Raw genomic sequence first — 15525 nt, forward strand, 5'->3', positions numbered from 1 at the left:
TTGTTAATAACTTAAGTTGGAAAAAATCCAACCATAACTACAAATGTAACTAATTTTTAATTAGAAAAAGTCAAAGTTATTAACAATTGTTTTCAGATTACAAGCTCATTTATTGAAGCTTATGCTACTGTTGTTTATTTTGATTAAATGAACTAAATTTGATATACTATTAACTCCCTAAAAACAAATCCCATGAGAAAACTTTACCCTTTATTTTTATTTATAACTGTTGGGATGTATGCCCAAACCGGCACTTTGTGTACCGATCCTATAGTAATAGCCACTTTGCCTTACAGTACCAGTGACAACACTGCCAATTATGCGGATAATTATGATCCGCCAACAGCAACACCAATTGCTTGCGGAGCCGGAACAGCAGGGAACTATTACCTTGGTGGAAATGATGTCATTTATTCCTATACACCAACAGTCAGTGGTACTATTACTTTGCAGTTGCCTTCTGCTGTGGGTTGGAGCGGTCTTTTTGTGTTTACCAGTTGTGCCGGCATAGGTGCTGCACCTTATGCGTGCAGTTGTAGTTCTGCTGCCGGAAATCGTACTATCAGTGATATGGCAGTTACAGCAGGAGAAACATACTATATCGTAATCTCTTCATGGCCTTCACCTCAAACCATAGCATACACTTTGAATGTAACTCAAACAAGCCTTGGAAGCGATGAAATTATCCAACTCCAATCGGTGGCTTTATATCCAAATCCGGTGCGACAAAAGTTATTTTTGGAAACCGATATGCCCATCAAAAACGTGAGCATTATTGCTGTCAACGGTCAAAGATTGACTGCCCAATTATTGGACAACCACAGTATCAATGTAGAAGGTTTAGCCGCAGGGTTTTATGTATTAGAGATGACTACTGAGGAAGGTTTCACTTTGCACAAGAATTTTATCAAAGTAGCGAATTAAACCATACTGTATTTGTAAACAAACCCCAAGTGATGATTCGCTTGGGGTTTTTCTTTTGGTAAAATTGTGGCTAACTTTCGCCTAAAAACTACAACGATTGAAATCTGTTTTTATACTTTTGCAACACCAAAACAAACCCAATGAATTTCGACAGAAAAGAGTTATCCAACATCCAGTTATTGGATTTATATAAAAGACTACTCAAACCCAGATTGATAGAAGAAAAAATGCTCATTCTATTGCGTCAGGGAAAAGTATCCAAATGGTTTTCAGGTATTGGTCAGGAAGCAATTTCCGTTGGAATTACGGCGGCTTTAGACAAAGACGAATACATTTTACCAATGCATAGAAACTTAGGTGTATTTACCGGAAGAGACATTCCGTTGCACCGTTTGTTTTCGCAATGGCAAGGCAAGAAAACCGGATTTACCAAAGGAAGAGACAGAAGTTTTCACTTTGGTACCCAAGAATTTAAAATTATCGGAATGATATCGCATCTCGGTCCCCAAATGGGTGTAGCTGACGGGATTGCTTTGGCCAATAAACTCAAAAAGAACGGCAAAGTAACCGCAGTGTTTACCGGTGAAGGCGCCACATCGGAGGGCGATTTTCACGAAGCATTAAACATAGCTGCGGTATGGGAATTGCCGGTGCTGTTTGTGATTGAAAATAACGGTTATGGTTTGTCAACCCCAACCAATGAACAATACCGTTGCGAAAATTTAGCGGATAAAGGCATTGGTTACGGGATGGAAAGTCATATCATTGATGGTAATAATATACTAGAGGTTTACACCAAAATAGCAGAATTAAAAGCTTCAATGCTAAACAATCCTCGACCGGTATTGTTGGAATTTAAAACCTTCAGAATGCGTGGTCACGAAGAGGCGAGCGGCACCAAATATGTACCGCAAGAGTTGATGGATATGTGGGCGATTAAAGATCCGATTTCCAATTACCGCGATTATTTGATGACGGTTGGTGTACTTTCAGAAGAAATGGATGCCGAATTCAAAGCGAACATCAAAACCGAAATTGACGAACATTGGGCCATTACAGTAGCCGAACCGGAATGCGAAGCTGATTTAGCCGAAGAGCTCAATGATATGTACGAGCCTTACGAGTTTGAAGCCATTAGTCATGGTGAGGCTGTTGAGAATATCCGTGTGGTGGATGCCATTTCTAATGCGTTACGCCAATCGATGGAACGTCATGAGAATTTGGTGATTATGGGACAAGACATAGCCGAATATGGTGGTGCTTTTAAAATCACCGATGGTTTTGTAGCGCTGTTTGGTAAAGAGCGTGTTCGCAATACGCCAATTTGTGAAAGTGCTGTAGTATCTGCAGCCAATGGTTTGTCTATCAATGGGCATAAGGCTGTAGTGGAAATGCAATTTGCCGATTTCGTATCAACCGGATTTAATCCTATTGTCAATCTTTTAGCCAAACAACATTACCGTTGGAATGAAAAAGCCGATGTAGTGGTGCGAATGCCTTGTGGTGGCGGTACTCAAGCCGGACCTTTTCACTCACAAACCAATGAAGCTTGGTTTACTAAAACACCCGGACTCAAAGTAGTTTATCCAGCGTTTCCTTATGATGCCAAAGGTTTGTTGAATACCGCTATCAACGACCCGAATCCGGTCATGTTTTTTGAACACAAACAATTGTACCGTTCGGTTTACCAAGATGTGCCTACGGATTACTATACCATTCCTTTTGGAAAAGCGGCTTTGTTAAAAGAAGGTTCGCAAGTAACCATTATTTCTTTTGGCGCCGGAGTACATTGGGCATTGGATACTTTGAACAAGCATGCTGATATCAGTGCTGATTTGATTGACTTGCGCAGCTTACAACCTTTGGATACCGAGACTATTTTTACGTCAGTTAAAAAGACCGGCAAAGTGATTATACTTCAAGAAGATACTTTGTTTGGTGGTGTTTCAAGCGATATTTCTGCCATGATAATGGAAGAATGTTTTGAGCATTTGGATGCTCCGGTCAGAAGAGTAGGTAGTTTGGAAACCGCTATTCCATTTGTAAAAGCATTGGAAGATCAATACCTGCCGAAAGACCGCTTTGAAGCAACCTTGTTAGAATTGTTAGCTTATTAAAGCAACCATTATATAAAACAAAAGGCACGAGTTATCGTGCCTTTTGTTTTAATTTTAAATCGTTGTCATTTATTTTTCTTTGAACCTCTTTTGAAATAGTCTTTTAACTCACGTTCTTTTTTTTGGTTTTTAACAATATAGTAAACGATAAAATTTACAGCAACAATCACTATTACACTAATTAGAAAAAAGTTGTCTTCCATGTTTGGTTTTGTTTGTTCAAATCTAATAAAAAGCATAAAGAATTGTTGCTGAGAATAATGTGATTTTTTTAAATGAACAACAGAAAGTTTATTTTCTTAAGAAAAAAGACACATAAACACTATAATTACTAAAGGGAGTTCTAAATTTACTTACAGAACCAACTTTGCTTTGAACGCTATTTTTGCTAAACAAGGCTAAATGATTTGATTAGTTTGATAATAGGTTATTGTATTTCCGGTTTAATATTTAGCAATAGTTTTTATCTATTAAAAAAAAGATTTAGATAGTAAATTATTTGGTAACTTAGCACTATAAGTTTAAACAACAAAACCAATTTATAAAATGGAAAACAACAGTAATAGTGGTGGAAAATGTCCATTCTCAGGAGCTCAAGTAAAACAAGGAACGGATGTTCCTAACAACAGTTTTTGGTGGCCAAATGCGTTAAACCTCGACATTTTGCACCAACATGACACTAAAACAAATCCTTTAGGAGAAAATTTTAATTACGCTGAAGAGTTCAAAAAATTAGACCTCGAAGCTTTAAAAAATGATTTAAAGGCCTTAATGACCGAAAGCCAAGACTGGTGGCCGGCCGATTGGGGTCATTACGGTGGTTTGATGATTCGTATGGCATGGCACAGTGCCGGAAGTTACCGTATAGCCGATGGTCGTGGCGGTAGCGGAACCGGAAACTTACGTTTTGCACCATTAAACAGTTGGCCGGATAACGGTAACCTTGACAAAGCGCGCAGATTGCTTTGGCCTATCAAGAAAAAATACGGCAACAAAATTTCATGGGCCGATTTGATGATTCTAGCCGGTAACATGGCTTACGAGTCTATGGGTTTCAAAACCTTTGGCTTTGCCGGTGGACGCGAAGACATCTGGCACCCTGAAAAAGACATTTATTGGGGTTCTGAAAATACCTGGTTAGCAGTATCGGGCGGTGAAAAAAGCCGTTACTCAGGGGAAAGAGATTTAGAAAATCCTTTAGCAGCCGTAATGATGGGATTAATCTATGTAAATCCGCAAGGGGTTGACGGTAATCCTAATCCGTTAAAGACTGCTCAAGACATGCGCGTAACCTTTTTGAGAATGGCCATGAACGACGAGGAAACGGTAGCTTTAACCGCAGGTGGACATACCGTAGGGAAAGCCCACGGAAACGGAGATGCCAATGCTCTTGGTCCTGAACCGGAAGCAGCCGACTTAGAGACACAAGGTTTTGGATGGCTAAACCCTAAAGGAAACGGCAACGGACCGGATACCATTACCAGTGGTTTAGAAGGCGCGTGGACTTCGCATCCCGACAAATGGAATCATACCTACTTTGATATTTTATTGAATCACGATTGGCAATTGTCTAAGAGTCCGGCCGGTGCTTGGCAATGGGAACCGGTTAACATGGCCGAAGAAGACAAACCATTCGATGCTCACCTTAAAGGTGTTCGCAGAAATCCAATCATGACCGATGCCGATATGGCGTTGAAAATGGATCCGGAATACCGCAAAATTTCCGAGAAGTTCCAAAAAGACCCTCAAGCTTTTGAAGACGCTTTTGCCAGAGCTTGGTTCAAGTTAACCCACCGTGATTTAGGTCCAAGAAGTCGCTATTTAGGAGCCGATGCCCCTAAAGAAGAATTGATTTGGCAAGACCCGATTCCGGCGGTTGATTATACGCTTTCGGAATCTGAAATCGAAGAATTAAAAGCGAAGCTATTAAACAGTGGTTTAACAGCAACCGAATTAATCAACACCGCTTGGGACAGTGCCAGAACATTCCGTGGTTCTGATTACCGTGGTGGTGCCAATGGTGCCCGTATTCGTTTGGCACCACAAAAAGATTGGGAAGGTAACGAGCCGGAGCGTTTGCAAAAAGTGTTGGCTAAGTTAACTGAAATCCAAGCCGGATTGAGTAAAAAAGTAAGCCTGGCCGACTTAATAGTGTTGGGCGGAACAGCAGCCGTTGAAAAAGCGGCTCATGCGGCCGGGGTAAATATCAAAGTACCCTTTGCACCGGGTAGAGGAGATGCTACTGACGAGATGACCGATGCCGAATCATTTGACGTATTAGAACCATTGCACGACGGTTTCAGAAACTGGTTGAAAAGTGATTACAAGGTACAGCCCGAAGAAATGTTGTTAGACAAAGCCCAATTGATGCGATTAACCGCTCACGAAATGACAGCCTTAATTGGCGGAATGCGCGTATTAGGAACCAACTACGGTGGTTCTAAACACGGCGTATTTACCGATAAGGTTGGCGTGTTAAGCAACGATTTCTTTGTGAACTTAACCGACATGAACTATTCATGGAAGCCAACTGGCAAAAACTCTTATAACATCGTCAACAGAAAAACCGGCGAAACCCGTTGGACGGCTACCAGAGTAGACTTGGTTTTCGGATCTAACTCTATCTTGCGTTCTTATGCGGAGGTTTATGCGCAAGACGACAACAAAGAAAAGTTTGTCAAAGATTTCGTAGCGGCTTGGACCAAAGTCATGAATGCCGACCGTTATGATTTGGCTTAATTAATTTTAGTTTATTGATAAAAAAGCAGCTCATTGAGCTGCTTTTTTTTATATTATAATTTCAATTTCATCATGATATCGGTTTGTTCATCGTTACCTAGTTTAAAAATATGTTTGTCAAACGCTACAAAACCGTTTTTTTGGTAAAAGCTGATGGCTCTCGGATTTTCTTCCCAAACACCTAACCATACGTATTCGGAATTTTTTGCTCGGGCTACTGCAATGGCCTGGTCATAAAGGAGTTGCCCAACGCTTTTTCCATGGTATTCTTTGAGTACATATATTCGTTCTATTTCCAGTGCTTTATTGTCTTTTAACTCGGTTTGCGATTCACCGAAGTTGAGTTTTAAGTAGCCGATAACTTGACCGTCATGAGTGGCAAAATAAAACTCGGAGTGCTCATCTTGGAGTTCAGCAGTTAGCTTTTTGGTTGAAAATCCGGTTTCCAAATAACTTTTCATATCCGCTTCGGAGTTGGCCTCCGAAAAGGTTTCCCAAAAGGTTTGCTTCCCAATTTGCTGCAAATCGGGTAGGTCATTTAGCGTTACTTTTTTGATTTTCATGGGTTATGGTTTGATAATTTTAGCGTATCAAGGCTAGGCATTACTAACTTCAAGTTTCTTAAAATATACCTTATGCCGCTAGGATTTCTATAATATAAAGCCTCCGAGTTGGCTTATCATACTTTACAAGTTATTATTCTTTGATAAAAATGTTTTTCTGATGTATGGCTATGATGTTTTTTTCGGTGGTATACCAAGTTACAAAGTTTTCGTAATCTTCTTTGTGGTTGTTTTTCCAATCCGCAAATTCATTTTGAGCCCCCATTTGAAAAATATAGTTATTGTAGGTCTCAAAATGACCATCATCTAGCATTTTTTTATGGTATGCCAATAATACGTTCGGGTATTTTTTGTAATCACTTTTAAAATAATGTTGGAGAAAGGCTGTTCTGATTTTTGAAAGCGATTCTAAATTGATGTCATTTTGCCCCAGCGTACTTAAGATAAAGTTCGAACCAAAAATAGCACAAAAAGGCATGCGAATTTCTTTTCTCTTTAAGTGTTTATCGTCAATAATGACATCACAAAAGTCAATTTTTGTTTCGTTTCCATTAAATACTATCGAAGATTTGTAGGTGTCAAAAAGTAATTTGCTCATTTCTTTAGTTCGTTTGGTTGTGCGTTCCAAGTTCAGGAAGATTTCACCATAAATCAAACCCGATAGCTTGTCATTTGAATCTAAATAGAGAAGAGCCAATCTGTAATAATTGGATGGGAACATGGGGTCGGCTTTAATCCCGGCTTCATAGTTTTCTATAGCTTCATTGTATTTTTTCTGGTGCAGAAATATGTTACCTTTTTCCAAGTGCAAGTTTGCCGCTTTTGGAAATTTCTTCATCCCATCTTCATATTCTTTGATAGCTAAATCAGGTTTGCCCAAATAGCTATAACAATTTCCGGAAAGTTGGTACACCTGACTGTTGCTGTTTTTATAGTTTTTGGTTTTATCGAGGATTGCAATGGCAGCAGCATAGTCTTTTTTTAATTGATAGGCATAGGCAATTTCATACGGATAGGTGTAATCCTGGTCGTCCATTTTTTCGCACTCTTGCAGTATGACAATACTTTCGTCTATTTTGCCTTCATCCATTAATTTGATGGCTTCTTTTGCCTTATTCCAAGCAATTTCATTTCGTTGAGAAAAGGTATGACAGCAGCATAAAAACGTAGTAATCAAAAGAATTTTTTTCATAGGACAAAAGTTTTAAAAAGCCGATAGTTTCAATTATAGCTTCAAATATGAGGTATTTTTTTATGATTTTAAATTTTGAATTCATCTATTTTACTGCGATACTGTCATGATTCACTTTAAGGTAACACAAATGATTCCATGACTTTTTGAGCTTCCTTTATAATATTGTCATAATGGTTTTTTTCAGCCGTAAAAGTCAATACATAAGCTTTAGCCTCTTTCAAAAAATAAAATTGAAAACATTTGATGGCAAAGTTATTATATAGCACTTCAAAAGCAAGTTCTTGATAATCAATGCTGTTTTTTGTCTTTCGGAGCGAACTTAGTATTTTACCGTGTGCTTCAATTTGCTTGACCGAGAGGTCAGTATAACCGTCAAGGTCTAAGTTCAGACCGCTGAGGTCCTGAATTAATAAATTAATATTGTTCCCAAAATTTTCGACTACAGGGGAATAGAACAAATAAAATTCGGTTGAATTTCTACCGGTTTCGTCTAATTTCCATTCGTCGGAATAACTAATTTGATAGGTTTGTCCTTTAAAAATTTTTAAGTCGGGACTTTGACTGTATAACGTGTAACTTAAGAGAAGCAATACAAGGGTTTTCATAGGGAAGGGTTGTATGTTTTTGTTAAGTGCAGTCTCTTCAAGTAGTTGTGAACCTAACGAATTGCGTACTTTCAGCTGAGATAATAGTTTTATGCGAAGAAAGAACTTTAATTCAAAAAAAACCAGCATTAGCGCGAAACAGCTGTTGTTGGTTCTGTGCTTTATAATATTAAACGCAGAAGAATAAAAAGAATTATCATCACTATCCAAATGAGTACTTCAGGATCAAATTTATCAAATATTTTTGGTTTGTTAGAAAACGATGCTACAAGTCCGGTCATAATAGTAAGTGTAAAAGCCATTATAAATCCCATTGTTCCGTCATTATTGTCAGCTTTATTTCTACATTCAAGGTTAAGATATTGTTTATTCTTTTTCACAAGTCCGTGAATTTCACATGAAGAGTCTTCTTTAATATTGCTTAATTTTTTTTTTGAAATAGTAATTGCAACTGTGTCAGCAATTTTTATATTATCAATAATTTCGTCGTCGTCAACACACTTATAATCAAAATTCTCGATTTTAAAATTCGCTTTAGTATTTAAACATTTAAATTCAATCCACTTTCTCCCGTTTTTTCCTTTAGTCTCCATGAATTTCGGACTCTCGGAAATTACCAACTCTTCAATTGTGATTAACTCTGAATTCTTAAAAATATAACTTCCAGTTATTACGCCTAGAAAGAAATACAATCCAATAACTGAACAAATTATTGCTACAAGTAAATAGTTTTTTCGTTTGTCTTCCCAATCGTATATTTTTTCTTCCATATTTTTTAGTCAAACGAAATGGCATATTCTTTAAAAAGATTCCTGAAATGTTCCGACCAATTTCCACGATCCCAATCTTTCTGATTTGCTCGGAGTAAATTGATTATCTTTTCCGTGTCATTCGGATTTTTAAATGATAAAATTGTCTCTGTTAAATGGAAAACTTCAAAAGGGATGTTTTTTTGCTCCAATCTATTAAGAATTTCGTTATTGGTTTCAGTTAACTTATTATCTTTTATAAAGGTTAAAAAGAGACCAAGTTTAATAAATTTTGTTGAGTTAATATTTAATTTACAGATATTTAAAATTTTATCATTTTGATACTTTTTTATGTTTTCAAAAATCAAAGGAAGTATCATTTCACTATCACCATAATCGTTATCAAATTCTAAAAGTCTATAATCTTGACTTGATAAAAGTCCCTTAGCAAAAGAGATTGAAGCTTTTTCTGGGATATCTTTAATTATAAGTTTTGTTGCTCTTAAATCAATCATCTTGTAGTTCTCCCAGATATACAGTATTAACGATTGATAATGTGTACAATAGTTTTTAGTAATTACTTCACTTAAATACGCAATCGATTTTTTATCAATGGTTTTCAATATGTTAGTTAGAACTTCAGCAGATTTTTCTGTTTTATAAGCAGATACCGCTAACATATAACTATCTGATTCAAACTTTAGATTGTAAGAAAGTAAAAAGTCCCAAAATTCATCGTCTGGAAACTTTGCAATAGCAGAAAACGCAAGTTCTCCGAGTTTCTTAAATTCAGGGATATCTTCCTTTCTTTGATAAATGGCTAAAGCTTCTATTGCTTCTATATTTTTTTCATTAAGTGCGAAGTACTTAATTCTTTCATATGTCTTTGGATTTCCATTATTATTTTCAAGTGCTTTTGACATTAAATCGGTTTTATGTTTACCATATAAAATGACACTATCAAGTTGCTTTATTTGAGATTGAAAGAATAAACTATCTTGTTCTGTGAGTTTGTTTTCGAAATGTTGATATAATACTCTGTGATAAAATTCACGCGCTAATTCATCTGTTGAAACTATACAACCGTCTTGCGTGGTTGCTGTTTCTCCGGTTCTAAGAAATTCTGTAAATATGTTTGAAAGTTTTGGGTATTTCTTATCGGCTAAAGCCCAACTTGTGTAACCTTTTACTACCGAGTTTTTGTGGTTAAGTAATTCTAGAAGCTCGTTGATAGTAGCTTTGTTTTTGAGTTTTTCAAAATTTCGGTATTGGTCTGTTGTTTGACCACCAATTCCAACGTGTTCTGATTGAAGTTCGTTGTACTTTTCAATTTTTTGAACAAGATTTTTAATCTCAGGTCGGATTTTCTGTGCCGAAACTTGAAATGAATAAACTGTTAATATAAGTAATGCAATATTTTTCATTGTTTTCTGATAACCTTGCTGATAACGTGCCGCACATTGTCATAGTTGCGACAATTTATTACTGATGATTCCAAATATAAAATTCCTTTTTGCCCCGAAACTTCGGGGTCAGAGAAAATTCGGAATAATCCCAAGCGCGCAGTAGTTGCATACTGCTGTTAGCGGTAGGACTTTTACTTTCCATAATATTCCGTTAAAAATATTATTACATAGATCCAAAAATTGTAAAGCATTGTATATAGAATTCCATAGAAAATACTTCTGTCAACATTTCCGCTACATTCGGCAGATTTTTTAAATATTAACCTTAAAGCTCTGAAGAATATCCAATACAACATTGCCAAGAATATTAGAATAGATAACCAAATTATAGCTCCTAAAAAGAAAAAAAGATAACTGATCACAATAGTTGTAATAATCCACAAAATTATGCTTAATACAATTCCGCCAATACCATCTGCAACGTCAAAACCATCGGTGTTATTTGTAGTAATCTCTTTTAGAGGTTCTATTTTATTGATGTTGAATTTATCAGTTATTTTACCAATATTGTCTTTCAATTTTGTTCCATTATATAAACTTATTGAAATAAACAGAAAAAAAGCAATTGATAAAATTGAAGTTGATAGTAAAGAGTTTTCAATTACTGTTTGATGTTTTCCAATTCCATAAAACCAAACACTTAAAATTGTCAAAACAATTACAATTAAGGAAATAGCGAATAAACTTCCGGTATTTATTAGTGTTCTTCTATTCGGGATTTTCATTTCAGCATCATTTTTCTGAGTCTTACCGCTAACGTTTTCAGTCTATAAGTCTGTAGCGAAGCCGGTGTACTGCCTACTGTTAGCTAAGATAAAGTTTTTAAGTGAAAAAAGGAGTCGTATTCAATAAAAAAGCGCTGTTATAAGCTGGCTTTTCTCCATTTGTATAACAACAATCTTCTTCTGTCGTCAATATCATCAAATCTTATTTCAGTAATATCTTCAATTCTGTATAAAGATGTTCCTAAATCTTCACCATTTTTAGCTACACAATTGAGTACGAAATCCTCTTCGGAAACCTCTTTGACAAATCCTGTGAAAAATTCACCTCCATTAATTTCAAAACTAGCCATTTGATCTTTAGCTTTATAGAATTGTAAAACAGCATTATATTGCCAATAGTCGGATTTATTCAAGTTAATACTGAAATTTGAAGGTTTATCAATAATGTCAGCGTATTGTATAAGGCATTCCATTACCCTTGTATAATCATCATTGAAATCTATGGTTTTAATATTGGCAAGTTTAATGAACATAATACCATCTTGTTTTCCAAATCTATTAAAATGTCTAAACCCGATATATTCTTCACTTATTTCTGTTACATAACCTACAATGGAACCTTTGTCTCCATTGTATTGCCAGATTGAAATAATTTCTTTGTTCTCTTTTGATTTTTGTAATGTAGAATTTAAAATACTGCTATTCATTTTGGAATGATTCTGTGATTGATTAAATATTTTTTTTAAGAAGGTTATCATTTTCTACGATATATGTTAGACTTGCATTTAACGTTCTGTGGCTTGTGATAGTTGCGATTCCGGCAAACTGCGTACTTTCAGCTAAGATAATTTTTTTTTGTGAAGGAAGAAGTGCAATTCAATAAAAACCGGCTAAAGCTGATAAGCGCTGTTATGTGCTGTTTTTATTTTTTCTGTTAAATACTAGGTTATTAATGATCACCGCAACAGTCGTTCCCATAAGTACAATTCCTGAATAAAATAGTACGCCTAGCGAACCGCCTCCTTTAAAATTTTCCTCGTCCAAGTATAAAATTAAATTTATAGAAATACTTACTATAGCTATTGCTATAAGTCCAAATCTATTACGCGAAAACTTAAAAACCCTATAAAAAATATAAATAAATAACGTCAGATATAGTATGTATAATAATGAAAATTCATTGTCAAGTGGAAGCATAATTTTGATAGTGTTTTTTAGGCTAATAAAATTTTCATTTTACGAATTATTTATAGTTTCTGTCACCGCGATTGAGGTTTAAAATTACACATAACGTGCCGCGGCTTGTAACTGCTGCGACGATTTATGACTGATGATTTCAAATATAAAACTACTTTTTTGAATTTTCGGAGATCCGAGTTGGTAGGCACGGATTCCTTCGGCAGTCGCTTTGCTTGTATGCAAATCCGCGCTGTCGGTTTTTTTAATCGTTGTTATTACCTAGCCAATCGATATACCGTATATGGCAACATAAGTTATTACTGCAATAATTATAACTATTTCAATTGCCCAAAGCATTTTAGTATTCCCATTAATTTGCACTATCGTTTGTTCAATCGCAATTAGGAACCCATTTATAAATGTGGCTGTCAAAGCAATAATACCGCCTAACGCATTGCCACCATTATTATCCATTGCTAAATAATTGAAAGTTAGAAATAGTAAAAATACTTCTAAAACAACTAAGGCTATAAATAAAGGCGTTATTTTGATTTTGGACATTGTGATTGTGTTAATTTATAATTCTTTTAATTCCTTGTCTGGTAAAAACTACTATGATTTATTACTGATGATTTCAAGTACACCCGAGCCGCAGGGCGAATTGAGCGTAGCTAAAACTTGGCTTTGAATTTTCGGAGAAAATTCGGTGGACAAACCATGCCGCACAGTTGTTGCAAACTGCTGTTAGCAAATCGCCATTTTATTATTTAATTTTATCAAAAGCTTCTCTAGTCATTACTATCAGAGTTTCTTTTTTGCAATCCCATATTGAAACATACTTTTTTGACATAACATAATGAGTATTTATTTTCGCAAATTTTCCATATAACATTAGCGTACAAATGTCTGTTGAAGTTATCAAATCATCTATTACATGGCTATGAATCGTACTTTCTATTTCATTTTTACCGCCAAATTCGATAGGGATGAGGCTATTATGTAATTTCTTTTGATTTAATAATTTATTGTTTTTGTCAAAAGTGAGTAAATAATCATTTCCAAATAACATAACACCATTGATTTTTGGGCCAGTTAAAACAAATACTTTTTTCTCTTTATTAGTGATTATTGGAATAAGATTGAGATTTGTGTTTTTGTATGTTTTATATAAAGTATCAGAATTAATTATTCTTAAAGCTTCTGTTCTTATTTTGAATAAAGCAAATTCATTTTCGGTTAATTCTCTTTCTACCAAATCTGTTTTTGCTGTTTCAATTTTAAAAGTATTATCAAAGTCTATTGTCCCCAAAACTTTTGGATTTTCTCCTTTTGAGAAGAAAATACACTTTGAGATTTCATTTTCGGTGTATGATAAATAGCCACCAACTTTTTCTTTTTCACTATATTTTTCCATAAAAATGTCGCTTCCATACCATGAAGCCATTTCGGATTTATATAGCATTTTTCCTTCTTCAAGAATTGCAGAAGTTTGCTTATCAATTTTTGATTGTCCTAGGCAGTTAAATCCAAAAAATGTGATAAAAAGATAGATTTTGATTTTCATTGATTAGTCTATTGTTAAGGAGTTCAAAGCTGATTGCTAACGTTTCTGCGCTTGGCGTAGTAGCAGCAAGTTAAAGAAAAATGTAATAAGAAATGCTGAAGTTCAGAGTATTTTCCAAGAAAAACAAACCAGCTATTATGTCAAACGGCTGTTACCTGCAGTATTTACTTTTTTTCAATTTTTACCAAACCTTGTCTTGTTGCTAAAAAAAGATTGCCATTCTTGTCAAAAACCATTTTTGAAATATATGAAGTAGGAATCTCTGAATTTTCATTATGATAGTTTTCCCACGTTCCATTCAGATCATATCTTATCAATCCTGCCCTGTCAGTAGAAATCCATAGACATTTTTCATTTTTGTCATATAGTATACAAGTTGTATGATTAAAAGGCATTCCAGAATTCTCTGTTGTATATTGTCTAAAGTTCCCATCTTTTGTCATTATTGCTATTCCTTCATCATTATTCACACTTTGCTTGTTTTTTCGGTTAAATTCAAATAATGTAAAATACAAGTTTCCATTTTCATCCTCGTCCATGGCAGTAATACATTTGCCTTTTAGTATTGTTTCAGTTTTTTCATAGCTTGTAGCCTTACCATCATTATCAATCATCACTGTTCCATCAAACGTCCCAATCCAAATTCTTCCTGATTTGTCTCTTTTTGAATAATAAACCCTATTGGATGGTAGCTCAGGCAAAGTACCTTTATTAATTGTTTGCCATTTTCCTTTGGATAAGATTGTTAAACCTTTTTCCGAGCAAAAGAAAAGCTCATCTGTTTTATCATTATTAACAATATCCCAAGCCCCATCAATACCAATGTTCTTTACATCATATTTGTTCCATTGAGTGTTGTAACTATAAATACTTTTTAATCCATCAAACCAAATTGAATTTTTGTTATCACATGCTATTGCAAAATAATCTTCTTTAACTCCAGGGTTTAGTTCATTCAATTCTAATGTCTTAAACTCTTTTCCGTTGAAAGTTTGAACATTGTTATCTACTAATAACCATAATGTTCCGTTTTGGTCTAAAGTAAAATGATCTAATCCATTATCAGACAGTGCTGAGTTTTTAGTATTCCAAATGGTAAACTTATACTTCGATAAAGATTCATTTTTATATACATAAGTTTTGTTAAAGATTTCTGGACTTGTAGGTTTATCAAAAGACGCTTTAAACTCAGCCATATCAACTCTCTCAATTTTTCCAGATAAAACATCATCTTTAACACTGAATAATAATGTTATTGAAACTTTCTCTTCTTTTTTCTTTGCGGTCTTAGCTGGTATCCAATTATTGAAATTATTTAACTCTTCTACAATTTTTTGAGAAATCAAATTGTTGGTTTTATCTGTGTGGCTTAAAACGCAGCCATTTCCTCTGGAATCAACAAGTACCTGAACTTTTAAACTGCCTTTTACACCTTTGAGATTTAACTCATGGTTTATTGTTTCAATCATTTTCTCAAATTTGTCAACTTTATAAGATGCTTTCTCATCTCCACAATCAAGGCAGAATTTATCTGTTTTACAATTTTCTACTTTAGTTGGAAATAGATTTTGGGCAGTTGAATTTAATGCTATGAAAAATATAACTGAAGCGACTGTGATTTTGTTCATTTTTAAACGATAGTTGATTAATATTGCTGGTAACGTTCCGCCGCTTCTTGTCAGTTGTGAAGTTCGGAACT

At 34.9% G+C, this 15525-nt stretch carries 13 protein-coding genes; 3 read left to right on the plus strand and 10 right to left on the minus strand.

Annotated elements, in window-relative coordinates; all coding sequences use genetic code 11:
• The first annotated feature begins 192 nt into the window (after nucleotides 1-192).
• From P7V56_RS07500 to katG, 3 genes are all read left to right on the plus strand, one after another.
• Nucleotides 193-924 carry a T9SS type A sorting domain-containing protein gene (locus P7V56_RS07500; RefSeq protein WP_171222525.1) on the plus strand — a complete coding sequence of 244 codons (732 nt, stop codon included), beginning with the start codon at nucleotides 193-195 and terminating at the stop codon, nucleotides 922-924.
• 140 nt (nucleotides 925-1064) lie between these two features.
• Nucleotides 1065-3041: an alpha-ketoacid dehydrogenase subunit alpha/beta gene (locus P7V56_RS07505; protein WP_171222526.1), complete on the plus strand. Its 1977-nt coding sequence runs from the start codon at nucleotides 1065-1067 to the stop codon at nucleotides 3039-3041.
• Between the two features lie 546 nt (nucleotides 3042-3587).
• Nucleotides 3588-5780: a catalase/peroxidase HPI gene (gene katG, locus P7V56_RS07510; protein ID WP_171222527.1), complete on the plus strand. Its 2193-nt coding sequence runs from the start codon at nucleotides 3588-3590 to the stop codon at nucleotides 5778-5780.
• 53 nt (nucleotides 5781-5833) lie between these two features.
• On the opposite strand, the gene P7V56_RS07515 is transcribed toward katG, so the two are convergent.
• The 10 genes from P7V56_RS07515 to P7V56_RS07560 form a co-directional block, all read right to left on the minus strand.
• Nucleotides 5834-6343, minus strand: coding sequence for a GNAT family N-acetyltransferase (locus P7V56_RS07515; RefSeq protein WP_171222528.1), 510 nt, complete (start codon nucleotides 6341-6343; stop codon nucleotides 5834-5836).
• Between the two features lie 133 nt (nucleotides 6344-6476).
• Complete coding sequence (locus P7V56_RS07520) at nucleotides 6477-7535, minus strand: tetratricopeptide repeat protein (protein ID WP_171222529.1); 1059 nt, start codon at nucleotides 7533-7535, stop codon at nucleotides 6477-6479.
• Between the two features lie 116 nt (nucleotides 7536-7651).
• Nucleotides 7652-8143, minus strand: a complete 492-nt coding sequence (locus P7V56_RS07525) for a hypothetical protein (RefSeq protein WP_171222530.1) — start codon at nucleotides 8141-8143, stop codon at nucleotides 7652-7654.
• A gap of 161 nt (nucleotides 8144-8304) precedes the next feature.
• The gene (locus tag P7V56_RS07530) at nucleotides 8305-8913 is read right to left on the minus strand and encodes a hypothetical protein (protein WP_171222531.1); all 609 of its coding nucleotides are present in this window, start codon (nucleotides 8911-8913) and stop codon (nucleotides 8305-8307) included.
• A 5-nt stretch (nucleotides 8914-8918) separates the two neighbouring features.
• Entirely contained in the window at nucleotides 8919-10316 is a 1398-nt protein-coding gene (locus P7V56_RS07535; protein WP_171222532.1) for a hypothetical protein, read from the minus strand.
• A 173-nt stretch (nucleotides 10317-10489) separates the two neighbouring features.
• A complete protein-coding gene (locus P7V56_RS07540) occupies nucleotides 10490-11083 on the minus strand; it encodes a hypothetical protein (protein ID WP_171222533.1) in 594 nt (197 codons plus the stop codon).
• Between the two features lie 137 nt (nucleotides 11084-11220).
• Nucleotides 11221-11790, minus strand: coding sequence for a hypothetical protein (locus P7V56_RS07545; RefSeq protein ID WP_171222534.1), 570 nt, complete (start codon nucleotides 11788-11790; stop codon nucleotides 11221-11223).
• A 751-nt stretch (nucleotides 11791-12541) separates the two neighbouring features.
• Complete coding sequence (locus P7V56_RS07550) at nucleotides 12542-12823, minus strand: hypothetical protein (protein WP_171222535.1); 282 nt, start codon at nucleotides 12821-12823, stop codon at nucleotides 12542-12544.
• A gap of 202 nt (nucleotides 12824-13025) precedes the next feature.
• Nucleotides 13026-13826, minus strand: a complete 801-nt coding sequence (locus tag P7V56_RS07555) for a hypothetical protein (RefSeq protein WP_171222536.1) — start codon at nucleotides 13824-13826, stop codon at nucleotides 13026-13028.
• Between the two features lie 164 nt (nucleotides 13827-13990).
• Complete coding sequence (locus tag P7V56_RS07560) at nucleotides 13991-15454, minus strand: ligand-binding sensor domain-containing protein (protein WP_171222537.1); 1464 nt, start codon at nucleotides 15452-15454, stop codon at nucleotides 13991-13993.
• Nucleotides 15455-15525: the final 71 nt, after the last annotated feature.

Source organism: Flavobacterium sp. IMCC34852 (genome assembly GCF_030643905.1).
In the GTDB taxonomy this organism is placed as follows: domain Bacteria; phylum Bacteroidota; class Bacteroidia; order Flavobacteriales; family Flavobacteriaceae; genus Flavobacterium; species Flavobacterium rivulicola.

Bases quoted from the DNA above. Each gene is read 5' to 3' on its own strand.
- P7V56_RS07500 (WP_171222525.1), top strand. From the start codon at position 193: ATGAGAAAACTTTACCCTTTATTTTTATTTATAACTGTTGGGATGTAT.
- P7V56_RS07505 (WP_171222526.1), top strand. From the start codon at position 1,065: ATGAATTTCGACAGAAAAGAGTTATCCAACATCCAGTTATTGGATTTA.
- katG (WP_171222527.1), top strand. From the start codon at position 3,588: ATGGAAAACAACAGTAATAGTGGTGGAAAATGTCCATTCTCAGGAGCT.
- P7V56_RS07515 (WP_171222528.1), bottom strand. From the start codon at position 6,343: ATGAAAATCAAAAAAGTAACGCTAAATGACCTACCCGATTTGCAGCAA.
- P7V56_RS07520 (WP_171222529.1), bottom strand. From the start codon at position 7,535: ATGAAAAAAATTCTTTTGATTACTACGTTTTTATGCTGCTGTCATACC.
- P7V56_RS07525 (WP_171222530.1), bottom strand. From the start codon at position 8,143: ATGAAAACCCTTGTATTGCTTCTCTTAAGTTACACGTTATACAGTCAA.
- P7V56_RS07530 (WP_171222531.1), bottom strand. From the start codon at position 8,913: ATGGAAGAAAAAATATACGATTGGGAAGACAAACGAAAAAACTATTTA.
- P7V56_RS07535 (WP_171222532.1), bottom strand. From the start codon at position 10,316: ATGAAAAATATTGCATTACTTATATTAACAGTTTATTCATTTCAAGTT.
- P7V56_RS07540 (WP_171222533.1), bottom strand. From the start codon at position 11,083: ATGAAAATCCCGAATAGAAGAACACTAATAAATACCGGAAGTTTATTC.
- P7V56_RS07545 (WP_171222534.1), bottom strand. From the start codon at position 11,790: ATGAATAGCAGTATTTTAAATTCTACATTACAAAAATCAAAAGAGAAC.
- P7V56_RS07550 (WP_171222535.1), bottom strand. From the start codon at position 12,823: ATGTCCAAAATCAAAATAACGCCTTTATTTATAGCCTTAGTTGTTTTA.
- P7V56_RS07555 (WP_171222536.1), bottom strand. From the start codon at position 13,826: ATGAAAATCAAAATCTATCTTTTTATCACATTTTTTGGATTTAACTGC.
- P7V56_RS07560 (WP_171222537.1), bottom strand. From the start codon at position 15,454: ATGAACAAAATCACAGTCGCTTCAGTTATATTTTTCATAGCATTAAAT.